This is a genomic window from Streptomyces sp. NPDC050433, assembly GCF_044458565.1.
Taxonomy (GTDB): Bacteria; Actinomycetota; Actinomycetes; order Streptomycetales; family Streptomycetaceae; genus Streptomyces.
The window spans coordinates 17,036-29,506 of record NZ_JBITIB010000053.1 but is presented as its reverse complement, the minus strand read 5'-3'; the positions used below and the strand labels follow the sequence as shown (position 1 = coordinate 29,506).

Genomic DNA, 12,471 nt, shown 5'->3' with positions numbered 1-12,471 from the left:
AGTGGTCAACACAAACTCGACGGAAGAGCGCCCCGAAAACGACATCCTGAAACCGTAGCAACTTAACGCCAGGATTTCAGGCGCAGGACACTAGGTGTATTGATCCGGACTGTTGTTCACACGGCTGATGGGTGGGTGTCCGCCGAGTGCGGTGTGGCTGCGGTGGTGGTTGTAGGTGCGGAGAAAGTCTGCCAGGGCGTGAGTGCGTTCGGTGTTGTTGTAGGGGCGGACGTAGGCCCATTCGTCGGCCAGGGTGCGGTTGAGGAGTTCGACTTTGCCGTTGGTCCGTGGCTGGTGGGCGCGGGGGAGTTTTCCCATGGCGCCGAGATCGGGGGCCGGGAAGCTGGTCGAGGGCGGTACGGCTCATGCCAGGCGATCCTGTGTGTCTGCCGCGGCGGGTTGTGGCCGCGATGGTGCGCGGAGTGCGGCGAAGGCGTGGATGACGGGAGCGAGGCGGTCGGGTGTGGTGCCGTGCAGGACCAGCTCGTCGGCGTCTGCGTCGAGGTAGTCCTGAAGCCGGGCGGCGCAGATACGGGGGCTCCCGGTCGCGGTGGACTCGCTGAGCCAGGTTGCGGGTATCAGGTGGGCGGCCTCGGCGAGGTCGAGGGGGTCGAGGACGGCATCGGCGTACGTGTCGCCGAGCCGGGCGATGTGGGGGTGTCCGCGCAGTCGTCGAAGCACTTCCAGGTCCCAGCCATTGGTCCGGACCAGCCGTTCTCCCCCGATGGGAGCCTGGAGGTAGGTTGCCGCCCGGCCCGCGATGACATTTCTGGCCTCGGGTGTCGGGTCGGCCGCGGTGAGGACGGTGGCGTAGATGCGCACGGCGTTCGGGCTGCGGCCGCAGGCTGTCGCGGTCTGGCGGACACGGGCGGCGATCCGTGCGACTGCCTGCGGTGTGGTGAACGCCGGCAGGAGCACACCGTCGAAGTGCTCTCCGGCGAGTCGCAGGGACTGTTCACCGATCCCGGCCAGGACGACACGGGGCGGAGGTGTGGTCGGCAGCTCCCGGAGCTGAAGCCTCGGGAAGTCGCCTGCAGGGCCGTGGTAGGTCACCTCTTCGCCGTTCCACAGGCGGCGCAGCATGGTTACCGTGTCGATGACCACCTGTGCCGTGGCGGTGTGCGGCACACCGAGTCCGGAGAGCCAGCTGCCGCCACGGCCGAGCCCGAGCAGGAAGCGGCCTGCGGTCAGCGACTGCACGGTGGCCGCGAGTGAGGCCAGCTGGAGGGGGTGCCGGGTCTGAAAGGGGACGACTCCTGCGGCGATGCCAGGTCTTGTGGTGGATGCGGCCAGTGCGCCTGCGAGGGCGCCGAGGTCCTTCGTGCCGAACTTCTCGGAGATCCACAGGTTGCTGAGCCCGAGTGCCTCTCCGGCCTGCGCCTGGGCGATGCCCGCACGCGCGTCGGGAACGCGGCCGGACAGGATGTATGCCCCCAACGGCAAGGTAGTGGGGGTGGAAGGAGTGTCGCTCACGGCATCCTGCTGTCGTGGTTCGCGCTTGCGGTGTCACGCCGCACGGCGATCAGGGCCTTGAGGCAGAGCGCGGTGGTGACCGCGCGGCTCCCCCACACTCTGGCGTGGTTGTCGAGCCAGGGCACGGCCTCCCATGAGCCGTCAGGGAACTGGCTGCCGATCAGCAGCTGGCAGTCGTCAGGGGACACGGCGGTGCCGGCCGCGGTCAGGGCCAGCATCGCGAGGGCCCGGTTGAGGGGATCGGGCGCGGGTGCCTGTGCGACGAAGCGTGCGGCTCGGGCGATCTCTTCTTGATGTCCGTCCAGGGTGGCGAGGTGGCGTACGGCGACGTAGGTGCTGTAGCTGGTTCCCACGTACCAGGATGCCCGCCAGAAGCCCATGGGCTGTTGCTGGTCGATCAGCCAGCGGGTTGCCGGGCCGACGAGCGGGCTCAGCGGTAGGGGCCCGATGTGCTGCTCGTAGAGGTGGGTGGCGTGTGCGAGGTTCGCTACCACCTCGGGGTCGCGGCCGGTGTCGTTCCGGCCTCGGCCCCAGACCCGGTTGGCGGCATCGCGTTCGCCAGGTGCGTCGAGCAGCCACGTGTTGACGACGCCGTCCTCCCATGCGTTGCGCGCGGCGAGAGCTGTGGCGGCTCGCACGTCGGCGTTGTCGGCGTGGCCGGTGCGGATGAGGATGCGCAGGACCTGGGCCAGGGTGTCGGCGTCGTGCGGTAGGGGCTCGAAGCCGGGGAAGTACCGCCAGGAGACGCCGTCGCGTTGGGAGAGCAGCCAGGCGGTGTTTTCGTCGGCGAATCGCCGGCATTCCTTGTAACCGGCCTCTGCGGCGTCCAGGAGTGCCTCGGTGATGGTGGCCACGTGGTAGACCGCGCCCACGCAGCGGAACTCGGCGAACTTCCCCGCCTGTGGCAGGGGCTGGTGCTGCTGGTGGAGCTTGGTGAACTGCGCTGTGGAGTAGGAGCCCATGACGTGTGTCGCGTCCGGGTAGGACAGTTCGTGCTGTCCTGCCAGGTACTCCAGTGCCCGTTCAACGGTGGCGTCAATGGTCGAGGGTGTCATCGGGTCACGGCCTCCGGTGAGGTCGACGCCTGCGGTTCCTTGCGGGAACGCAGGGCCAGTGGAATGGGCCCGGGCATCGGGATGAGTGTGGTGACAATCCGGGGCGGTTCCTCGGACACCGGGGCCAGGGTGTGCTGTTGGGCCAGGGTGGCGAGGAACACGGACGCCTCGGTGTGGGAGAACGGGCCCCCGATGCACCCTCGCGGGCCGGCGCCAAAGGGCATGTAGGCGTGGGGCGGGATCGTCTCGGCGCGGGCCGGCAGCCAGCGGTCCGGGTCGAAGCGCTCCGGATCCGGGAAGAGGGCAGGGTCGCGGTGCAGGGCGAAGATGGAGAACAGCACCATCGCATCGGCCGGGAGCCGGTAGCCGCCGAGGTCGACGTCGACGAGGGGACGGCGCATCAGCATCCAGGTGGTCGGGTACAGGCGCAGGGTCTCCTTGACGACGCGATGGGTGTACTCGAGTCGGCCCAGGTCCTCGTACCGCACCGGACGGCCCCGCAGGACGTCGTCGACCTCGTCCTGCACGGCGCGTTGCGCAGCCGGGTGGGTGGCGAGCAGGTAAGCGGCCCAGCACATCGCGGCCGCCGTCGTCTCGCTGCCGGCGATGATCATGCTCGTGACCTCGTCGTAGACCTGCTCGTCCGTCATCGCCGCACCGGTGTCCGCGTCCACGGCCTGCAACAGCGATGTCAGCAGGTCTGGGCGCTGCCCGAGATCGAGCCGGTGCTGACGGATCATCCGGTAGATCACGGCTTGGAACCGCGGCAGCGCGCGCTCGAAGGCTCGGTTGGTCGAAGTCGGCAACCGGTCCAGCAGGTCGAACGGCGCCAGGGCACGCTGGCCAAGACCTCGCAGCAACACGGGCAGGGTCTCCTGGACCTCGGCCGTGGTCTCCGGGTCAAGGTCCGTGGAAAACAAGACCCGGCCGACGATGCCGAGCGCCAGCGGGAAGGTGACCTCGTCCATCCGGACCACTTCCCGGTCCGCCCATGCGGTCACCAGCCCCTCGACCTGGTCCACCATGGTCCGGGTGTAGTCGGCGATCTCGGAGGCGCGGACTGCCGGCTGGATGAGTCGGCGCTGCCGGGCGTGGAACTCCCCCTCCGAAGTGAACAGACCGTTGCGGGCCAGAACCTGCGCCTTTTGGAACATCACCCCTTTGTGGAACTTGTCGGCATCAGTCACCAGCATCTGGCGGATCAGATCGGGGTGGTTGACCACATACACCGTGCGCGGGCCCAGCTTGAAGGTGGCCACATCCCCATAACTGCGGATCCGCTGCACAAACCCCAGCGGATCGCGGCGGATGCGAACGGCGCTGCCGATCAGCGGAACACGTGAGCGCATGACTTTCGGTACGCGGTGCTGGGCTGTCATCGACATGAACTTCTCTCCATCCAGCCAGGGATCCGGATCCACCTCATGGCCGCTGGTGCTCCGACCCGGCCGGAGCCGGGTTGCCCAGCCGGACAGGGAGCGCGGTGACATTTCGACCGTACGAGGTGCGTCCCCACGTCACCGGCCCCTCCAAGCGCAGGTCCGGCAGGAGCGGGTAGATCTCGTCGAGAACCACCTCGAGCTCCATCGAGGCCAGATGCGACCCGACGCAGCGGTGGATCCCCGTGCCGTAGGCCAGCACGGGGGCAGCGCCACGCCGCCGTGATGAGGAATCGAAGCGCGACGGATCGAACACTCCGGGATCCTGGAACGCCCGGGGGTCGTGGTTGGCGCCGGTGATCAGCCCAAAAATCCGCGAGCCCGCAGGGAGAACCTCACCCCCCAGTTCGATGTCGCGTACGGCGACTCGCGGGATCGGGCTGTACATCGCCGGTGACTCGAACCGCAGCAGTTCCTCGACGTACGCCGCAGCCCCGCCGGGGGATCCGTCGAGGCGGTCGATGTGCTCACGACGGACCAGCGTGCGCCACAGCGCCAAGGCGATGACAAAGGCCATGGTGGGCCCACCGCCCGCGAGGATGGTGAACACCATGGCGATGATGTCGTTCTGCGAAAGGCCGCCCTCTTCATCTCTCATGTCGGCCAGTGCCGTGATCAGATCGCTGCCTCCGCCGCCGCGCCGACGGGCCACCAGGTCCACCACGAAGGCGTCCAGTTCCTCACTGCTGCGATCCGCGTCGGCCAGCCGGGCGTCGGTGAGCGTCGGATCGAACGGCTGCTCGATGTGCCACACGCACGTACTCAGCCAGGAGACATCCTCCGGCGACAGGTCCAGCAGCAGACTCATCATGTGCGTGGGCAGAGCCGTCGCCAGTTCGCGCAGGTCCGCCTGCTCTCCGCCGGCCAGTCTCTCCGTGAGGTCTCGGACGCTTTCCGCCACGATCACCCGGGTTCGCTCTCGGAGCGCGGACACCCGCGCGGCAGTGAAGTACCGCATGTAGACCCGGTTGAGGCGGGTGTGCTCGGGCGGATTCCGCAGCCCGATGGTGTCCGCCAGCCGACGAACGCTCGGGTGGTGTTGCATTGCCCCGGACCGGAGGATGCCGGCCGCCTCTACCCGGATTTGCTCTATCGGCGCCCGAAAGAGCCGGGAGACGTCCTCGTAGCGGCTGACCAGGTACTCGCCGTCCGCTCTCCGGTACACGGGGGCGTTCTCCCGCAGCCAGGCAGCCAGAGGCAGCGGATCCGCCATCACCACCGGGTCGGACAGCACGGCGTACACGTCCGACGAGGCCAGTACGGTCCGCCAGTCCTGGCTACCGCCGGGAGCTGACGCCGCATTGACTGTCATGCTCATGTCACTCCTACCGTTCGCACATCGCACAACGCGACGCGCACAAGGGTTGCAGGGGGAAGGGGAGCCGCTCTCCGGCATCCTCACCGGGGCAGGCAGGCTACGGGGTGTCTTTCCGATCAGGCCGGATCAGGGAGCGCCCGCCGGCAGCGGGATGTCACGTTGATGCCGTGGATCGCAAGGCGGAGGAGGGAGGCATGGCGGGAGCCCGTGCCTCGCCCCTCGCCGGTCAAGCGGCGAGGCGCGACACAGGGCACGCGAGCCCGACAAGATCGGAAAGACACCGCCTGGGCCCCCACCGAAGGAAACGTGCGTCATAGTGCGCCGGGGACCGAGGAGTCCTCATGACTCCCGCAGGAGCCGCCATCACCAAGTCGATGGCCTGGACGATCGGCCCCGCCGCCACGGTGTCCGGACTTTCCGGATACCGTTCCAGTCGACACCAGCTCCACCGTGCGTGCGGCAGGGCTGTCGCGGTTACTGAACGCGATTCGATCGAGCGGCCTTCCGCTCAACTCCGCGGTAACCCGTATCGACGGTTCGAGGTACTGTCCCACCGCCAGCTCCCAATGATCACTGAGCTGCGCATCCAGTGGCTTCTGACACCAGATCAACCGACTCTAAATCGGCCAGAGTCCGAACCGCCTCGGCACCCAGGCGCCCGGGTTCCCACACGGCCACCCTGCAACGGTCAACGGGCTTCATCAGGATGCATCCCTTTCACTTGAATACAGGCTGGCTCGCCGAGCGTTCGCGTCATGGATGTGGGCACCACAGAAGGGGAAAAGCGGGACGACAGAACTGGTCACCGACATCACGCGCCGTGGTCAGAAATCGTCAGCTCCGCAATTCCGGAAGCATGAGCGAGAGAAACAAACGTACAAGGGGCCGGACCTCGTCAACCAAAGCGCTTGCTTCCGCGATTGTTCCCTTGGTGGCTCCCCGACGTCAAGAGGCGGAAGTTCCGGTCTCCAGCTACTGAACCGCGCCGGGCCCGGCGAGACCTTCGGCGGTGCTTGTGAGCCGGGGTTTCTTGCGTTGATTAATGGATGTTTCCCCTGCGGCACAGCAGGCAAACCAGGAGAGGCGCAGGTCACACCCGTATTGACTGGTGCATACACTCACCCTAGCTTTGCCGGCAACTTTGCTTCACGGGGCTGGAGCGGTTGGCGGCATATTCCTATTTACCGAGGTAGGCACCGGTAAACACAGGTCACGTACAGGAAAATGCGTCGGCGAAGAATGTGCGCGACAAAGCGCAGGCGACGAACTGCGGCGCTTCCTTGCCGAAAAGGGGCGCAATTCAAAATTCTCCGGCCTGACCCGCGCCAACGTGATCCGAGCCGGGTAGGGCATCGGCACCGCCGCCGGGCATTCGCTCGCCGCCTCAGTCGACGATGGTCGCCGTGCGCGGCTCTCGGCCCCGCGCAGGGTCGAGGTAGCGGCCGTGGCCGTAGTCGCCGCGCAGGGTGGTGCGCTGCGCGCGGCGGCGCACGTCCAGGGGAACGCCGGCGGCGTTGTGGATCACGCGCCAGTTGTCCCAGACGATGACGTCGTCCTCCCTCCATTTGTGGAAGTAGGCGTAGCGTTCGTCCACGAGGTGGTCCGCCAGCCGGTGCAGCAGGGCATCACTTTGCGCCGCGTCCATGCCGAGCACGCGCTTGGCGTGCATCGGCGACAGCTTGAGCACCTTGCGGCGGGTCTCCGGGTGGATGATGACCAGCGGGTGCACCACCGGCGGGAAGTCGTACTTGCGAAGTTCGGCCATGCTCTCAGGATCGGTCTTCAGGTTCACCAGGTCCGGTGGAAAGCCATAGGGGTTCTTGTCCATCTCCGGCGTGAAGTGGTAGACGACTTCGAGGTTTTCGATGGGCTCCTGCAGCTGCGCCGACAGGCGTTGCCAGGCGGCGATACCGTCGATGAAGCCGGTTTCGCCGGCGATCGCCGCCGGCTCGATCATGCGCAGCACCGCGCCGCGCACGATCACCGGCATGAAGGACTGGTCCCAATGCCAGCCCAGCCAGCCGGCGCGCTCGGCGCCGTTGACGCGCATCATGGGGCCCTTCCCCTTTCCCTCTTCTGGATCGTATTTCAGCTCCATCAGATAGGGATTGTCGTCAACGTTGAGGTCGGGCGTCGCCGAAGACTCAAGCTTGCCGAAGCAGCGACTCAGCCGCAGGTGCGCCTCGGCCGAGCGGCAGCCGCGGAACAGCAGGATGCCGCCACGAATCCAGGCGTCCAGCAGCGCCTGCCGCGTCGCCTCGTCGAAATCCCGCTCCAGGTCCAGGCCATGAACTTCCAGGCCGATGTACGGTGACAGAGGTGTGGTGGTGATCGGCATACACGCTCCCCCTCGAACAATAATTCATCATCGAAACATCATTCGCATCGTGACGGCACGGCCGACGCACGTCAAGGAAAATCTCTTCTCTTTACGTTATATTAGCTACTCGTATGTCGAATGAAGTAGACAGTAACGCTACTTATTGCATTATCTTAGATAAAATCTAATAATAATGGCGTGATGCTCCCGAAAGCGCCGGCCCACGGGACGCACTCGCCCTCCGCATTAACAGCCGCGGCAGGTCGCCTCGGGGGCTGGCCACGATTCCTCGGTTCGCCAGAACTCCCCAAGCCCGCGGTAGTCGCACTCCTTCTTCGTGTATCCGAAGAGTTCCCGGCCGGCGGCGATGCCCATGGCGTCGGTGCAGTACATGTAGATGTGCGTCTGGGTGTAGAGGCCCTCGTAACGCACCGGCACGGTGACCATGAGGTCGAAGAGGCCGCCGGACTGGATGGCGAGGGTGTGAACCCAGTCGTACGGGGTGAGCGCACTGGGGGTGTCGTATGGCCGTGCCGGCTGGGGCTGACGAGGCCGTGCCGTGGGTCGAGGTGTCGTACGTGAGCGGCGTACGCTGCTGGACTGCGCCACGGCCCGGTTCGAGCCAGGCGGCACCGGTGTCACGCTCACAGGAATCGTGTTCACTGGGGCCACGACGGTCACCTTCGCCGGGGTCCCGGCGACGTCGTTCACCGTGAACTCGGCCACCCAGATCACACGTGATCGGGTCCGTGATCGGCGAGCGATTCAGGCTGGTGATCGGCCGTGATTCAGGCCTGGGCGAGGTCTGCCAAGGCGTCGAGACGGGTGGGCGTCCAGCCCAGCTCGCGACGGGCGCGGGCACCGGTGAGCTGCTGGTCGAGGGCGAATGCCTCGGCGATCGGGCCCATCCGCCGAACAGCCTCCTCAAGGGTCACCGACTCGATCCGGCCGGGACACCCGACGGCGTGGCTGAGGGCTTGGGTGATGTCGGCGAGCGGGAGGTTCTGGCCGCCGACCCCGGCGTAGACAGAACCGGCCGAGGCGTTCAGAGCCAGGACGTACAACTCGGCCAGGTCGTCGACATGGACCAGAGCCCAGTGGTTGGAGCCGTCCCCGATACACGGTACAGTGCCGGCGGCGCGCCCAGGTTCTACGAAGTAACCTTGCGCCAGCCCGCCGGAGTGGCCGTAGACCAGTCCCGGCATCACCACGACCGGGTGCTCCCCGGCGGCGGCGCGGGCGAGCACCCGCTTCTCGTTCTCCAGCCGCCAGGCGGTGATGCGCGGCGGGCTCTGCGGGGCGTTCTCGTCGACGACCCCGTCGGTGTCGCCGTACACCCACACCCCGCCGGTGTGCACGTAGGGGCCGCTTGCCGCACCCTCCTGCATCGCCTCCGCCGCGGCGCGGTCGACGTCCGCGGTGCCCCCGGCGTAGTCCACCCCGAGGTGGATCACACCGTCGGCCCGGCCGGCCGCCTCCCGAAGAACGTCGGCGTCGGTGAGCGCCCCCGCGACGGGGGTGGCCCCCAGATCGGTCAAGGTCCGCGCGGAGTGCTCGCTGCGCGCCAGCGCGGTCACTTCGATGCCGTGCCGGATCAGCGCCCGGACGGTGGAGCGGCCGATGTAGCCGGAGCCGCCTGTGATGAAGACCTGCATCGCACTCACGGTCCTTTCGGATGGCGGCAGAAGATCCGCCGCTCCTGCCACTCTGGACCCGTGCCGCGGATCACGTCCAATTCCTCTTCCGCCATTGGTGATGCCCTCAGGGCATCAGTGCTGGGCTGCGGCGATGTCGGCGAACTCCGGCAGCAGCGGGGTGTGCCGGTGGGCGCTCCAGGCGAGGCAGACCTCGTTGGGGCCGATGTCGCCGATGGGCACATGGGCGACATCGGAATGGGTGTAGTACGCCGCGGTGGAGAGCGGAAGGACGATGACACCCCCGGTCGTCGCCACGTGTTCCAGCTTCTCCTCGACGCTGCGGAAGGCGGGCCGCGGACCGGCCCTCTCCGCGCCGCCGACCCGGTCGGGGAGGTCACGCCACTCGGGGACGGCGTCGGGGTCCTGCAGCAGGCGTTCGGCGGCCAGGTCCGCGATACCGATGGACTCTTTGCCCGCCAGACGGTGGTCCGCCGGCAGTACGGCGACGCGCGGTTCCCGGAAGACCGGGCGGAGCGCCAGGCCGCGACGGTCGACCGGCAATCGCACGAAGCTCACGTCGAGAAGCCCCTCGTGCACCGCCTCGACCTGGTCGGCCCATGAGGTGCGCACCACCTTCACGGTCAGCTCGGGATGCCTGGCGGAGAAGGCCCGCACCGCGCCGGTCACCGTGATCCCGGGCATGAAGCCGACCGTGAACGTCGTCTCCCCCCGCGCGGCCCGCTGGACACGAAGGCTGAGCGCCCGCGCGCCGGCCAGCAGGGGCCGGGCGTCCTCCAGCAACTGGCGGCCCGCGGCCGTCAGTTCGGTGGACTGCTTGTTCCTGGTGAACAGTTCAGCGCGCGATTCGTGCTCCAGGGCACGGATCTGCCGGGAGAGCACCGGTTGCGTGATGTGCAGCCGCTCCGCGGCCCGGCCGAAGTGCAACTCCTCGGCCACGACGACGAAGTAGCGCAGCTTGCGCAGATCGACATCCACTACATCTCCCGCCGTGCCGACGCCATGCTTCCAGGCTAGGGCCAGTCCGCAGGGCCCGCCTGATCCATCGTCGCGGCCGTGTACCGGACATGCCCCAGCGGACTGCTGGGGCAGGTGGCGGAACAGGTGAGCCGGGCGTGCGCGAAGCGGATCCAGTACCGGGCCGAGGGAAAGCCGAGCAGGACCTGTGCGACCGCCAGGCACAGCGCAACGCCCGCAGCGACCGCGCAGGTCGAAGTGGTCGTGGTCCGTGACCCCGACGGCGACACACCTATCTGACGTACTTCCGCGACGGCCGGCCCGTGAAGGTATCCGACCTCGGGATCGTCAATTCCACATCGATCCCGGCCGCTCAGGCGCCGACCAGAAGTGGGTCGAGGCCATGCGCGAGGCGGCCGACACGGCAAGCCCGGCAGCCGCCGCACATATCAACGAGACGGTCGACGGCTACGCCTGAGCAGCCTGCCGCACTTTGCCCATCACATCCTGCACCCCACGAAGGGGGACTTCGGCATGCGCTGTTCCACGCTGCTTCCTTCCTCTCACGCCCCCGGTGACGACCGTTGCGAGGGCACCGCGACACACTTGCTGCTGACCGACGAGCTGGGCCCGGACAAGACTCTGGAACCCGTGTGCAAGCCGTGCGGTGAGTCCTACGTCCGGCGACCCGCGCTGAGGGCCCGGATCGTCCCGCTGCACGTCCACCGAACTACACCTCTGTTCAAGGGCATCGCGGGCGGCCACCGGCTCATCGACCACCCGTTCCACGAGGCCGCGTGCCACGACTGCCTGCTGCTCGGGTCGGTCGAGCACTTCCGGCAGGGGCGGATCAAGGGCCTGCACGGCTGCCGCTTCCGCCCGGAGTCCGTGACCAGCCGCGATCTGCCCGTTACCAACCAGCCGTTCACAACGCTCGACGAGCTGGCCAGCCGGTGGTTGAAGTACGTCACCCATGAAATCGGCATGGGCATCGGGGACTGGCATCCGATCAAGGACAACTCTGACTTCGCCGCCACCTTCACCTTCCGCGACCGGGAGTACGGCCTGCAACACACCCTCAGCGGGACGTACGTGTGGGCCGAGAAGCGGGAGAACCGAGGCCAGCCCATGCCGGAGATCATCAGCCCCGAGTTGCAGGACAGCTACAAGCAGGTCGTCTTCCGCTTCTACGACCTGATCAACAAGTACGAGAGCACGTACTTCGCGACCTACACCCCCGGCCGTGAGGACGTCATCCTCTACACCCCCGAAGGGCGCGATCCGCGCTGTTCTGCGCTTCCCGGACCTGGAGGGCACACGCAAGAGCCGCCTGGCCGTGGTCCAGGACGCGGTGTGCGACACCTTCGGCGCCATCATCCAACTCCGGTACCAGATCCGCACCTACGGAGAGACCGGGTGAACGGTTCCACCCCGGCCGAGAAGCGGGCGGACCGGTACGCGCGTGCGGGGATGGTCCCAAGCGGTCGGAAAGCAGGCCCAGGTGAACGATCTACTCCCCGCCGCACCAAGTCCCGCTTCTCTAGGCGCTCTGCTCCCCGCGCCTGCAACTCCTCGGACTCCTACCGGCTGGTATTGGCCCGCACGTCCTCATCGCCCCTTCGAGGGGTCACAACACCAGGCCGCGCGCCACGTGGACGGCGCGACCCTGGTGTTCTCATCGCCCCCTCCAAGGGGTCACAACTTGAGGGCCCACGTCCGAAGGGAGGTGAGTAGCCGCGCCTTATAGCAGTTGCGAGGGGGCGCAACACAATGTCCCGAGCTCCGGTCATGAGGAAGCCGCCAGTCCTTACCGCCCCCGCGAGGCGTCATCAGCCTTCCGATCGAGGCACCAAGCCCGCCCGGAACTCTGGCGCGCAAGGTCGACTCCGCTACGTTCTGTCGTCACGCGATCATGCGCCCTATTTCAGACGCCACATCCTCCACTCAGGGCAGAGTCCGATCGCCGTAAGACGTGTAGCCCACGCCGGGAGCACAAGGTCCCTCTACGTTCAGGCCGGCAGCAAGATCCGGACCATACACGGGCCGACTTCGCCCCGATCGCCTCATCAATCGGCATCTCCGCCGGTCAGCACTAGTGCGACAGCTGTACCACCAGCAGACGAAGAACCTGCTGGGCGCTCCGCTCATGTGGCTGAGCATGACTGCTTGGCACCACGAAATTCCCGGCACCCCTGCCTCACGGTCTTAGCCACGAGACCGCCGACCAGCGACGTAACACACCTGACACCCCATC

9 protein-coding genes and 1 pseudogene are annotated in these 12,471 nt (G+C 67.2%); 1 reads left to right on the top strand and 9 read right to left on the bottom strand.

The window, feature by feature from the left end; all coding sequences use genetic code 11:
• Nucleotides 1–90 precede the first annotated feature (90 nt).
• The 9 genes and pseudogenes from ACIBLA_RS36590 to ACIBLA_RS36550 all read right to left on the bottom strand — a co-directional run.
• Nucleotides 91–303 (bottom strand): annotated as a pseudogene (locus ACIBLA_RS36590) (integrase core domain-containing protein); the annotation flags it as partial.
• A gap of 60 nt (nucleotides 304–363) precedes the next feature.
• Nucleotides 364–1,473, bottom strand: coding sequence for a TIGR03857 family LLM class F420-dependent oxidoreductase (locus ACIBLA_RS36585; RefSeq protein WP_363243997.1), 1,110 nt, complete (start codon nucleotides 1,471–1,473; stop codon nucleotides 364–366).
• Nucleotides 1,470–2,528 carry a hypothetical protein gene (locus ACIBLA_RS36580; RefSeq protein ID WP_399201062.1) on the bottom strand — a complete coding sequence of 353 codons (1,059 nt, stop codon included), beginning with the start codon at nucleotides 2,526–2,528 and terminating at the stop codon, nucleotides 1,470–1,472. Before ACIBLA_RS36580 ends, ACIBLA_RS36585 begins: the two co-directional genes overlap by 4 nt.
• On the bottom strand, nucleotides 2,525–3,913 hold the full coding sequence (locus ACIBLA_RS36575; RefSeq protein ID WP_363243999.1) for a cytochrome P450: 1,389 nt from the start codon (nucleotides 3,911–3,913) through the stop codon (nucleotides 2,525–2,527). The genes ACIBLA_RS36580 and ACIBLA_RS36575 overlap by 4 nt, the downstream gene beginning before the upstream one ends.
• A gap of 37 nt (nucleotides 3,914–3,950) precedes the next feature.
• The gene (locus tag ACIBLA_RS36570) at nucleotides 3,951–5,279 is read right to left on the bottom strand and encodes a cytochrome P450 (protein WP_399201061.1); all 1,329 of its coding nucleotides are present in this window, start codon (nucleotides 5,277–5,279) and stop codon (nucleotides 3,951–3,953) included.
• Nucleotides 5,280–6,669: 1,390 nt separating this feature from the next.
• Nucleotides 6,670–7,623 carry a TauD/TfdA dioxygenase family protein gene (locus ACIBLA_RS36565; protein WP_399201060.1) on the bottom strand — a complete coding sequence of 318 codons (954 nt, stop codon included), beginning with the start codon at nucleotides 7,621–7,623 and terminating at the stop codon, nucleotides 6,670–6,672.
• Nucleotides 7,624–7,851: 228 nt separating this feature from the next.
• Nucleotides 7,852–8,340, bottom strand: coding sequence for an acetoacetate decarboxylase family protein (locus tag ACIBLA_RS36560; protein ID WP_399201059.1), 489 nt, complete (start codon nucleotides 8,338–8,340; stop codon nucleotides 7,852–7,854).
• A 53-nt stretch (nucleotides 8,341–8,393) separates the two neighbouring features.
• Complete coding sequence (locus ACIBLA_RS36555) at nucleotides 8,394–9,260, bottom strand: NAD-dependent epimerase/dehydratase family protein (RefSeq protein ID WP_399201058.1); 867 nt, start codon at nucleotides 9,258–9,260, stop codon at nucleotides 8,394–8,396.
• Nucleotides 9,261–9,374: 114 nt separating this feature from the next.
• Nucleotides 9,375–10,238, bottom strand: coding sequence for a LysR substrate-binding domain-containing protein (locus ACIBLA_RS36550; RefSeq protein ID WP_363244004.1), 864 nt, complete (start codon nucleotides 10,236–10,238; stop codon nucleotides 9,375–9,377).
• A gap of 585 nt (nucleotides 10,239–10,823) precedes the next feature.
• On the opposite strand from ACIBLA_RS36550, the gene ACIBLA_RS36545 reads away from it, so the two are divergent.
• Nucleotides 10,824–11,951: a hypothetical protein gene (locus ACIBLA_RS36545; protein ID WP_399201057.1), complete on the top strand. Its 1,128-nt coding sequence runs from the start codon at nucleotides 10,824–10,826 to the stop codon at nucleotides 11,949–11,951.
• The last annotated feature ends 520 nt before the right edge of the window (nucleotides 11,952–12,471 follow it).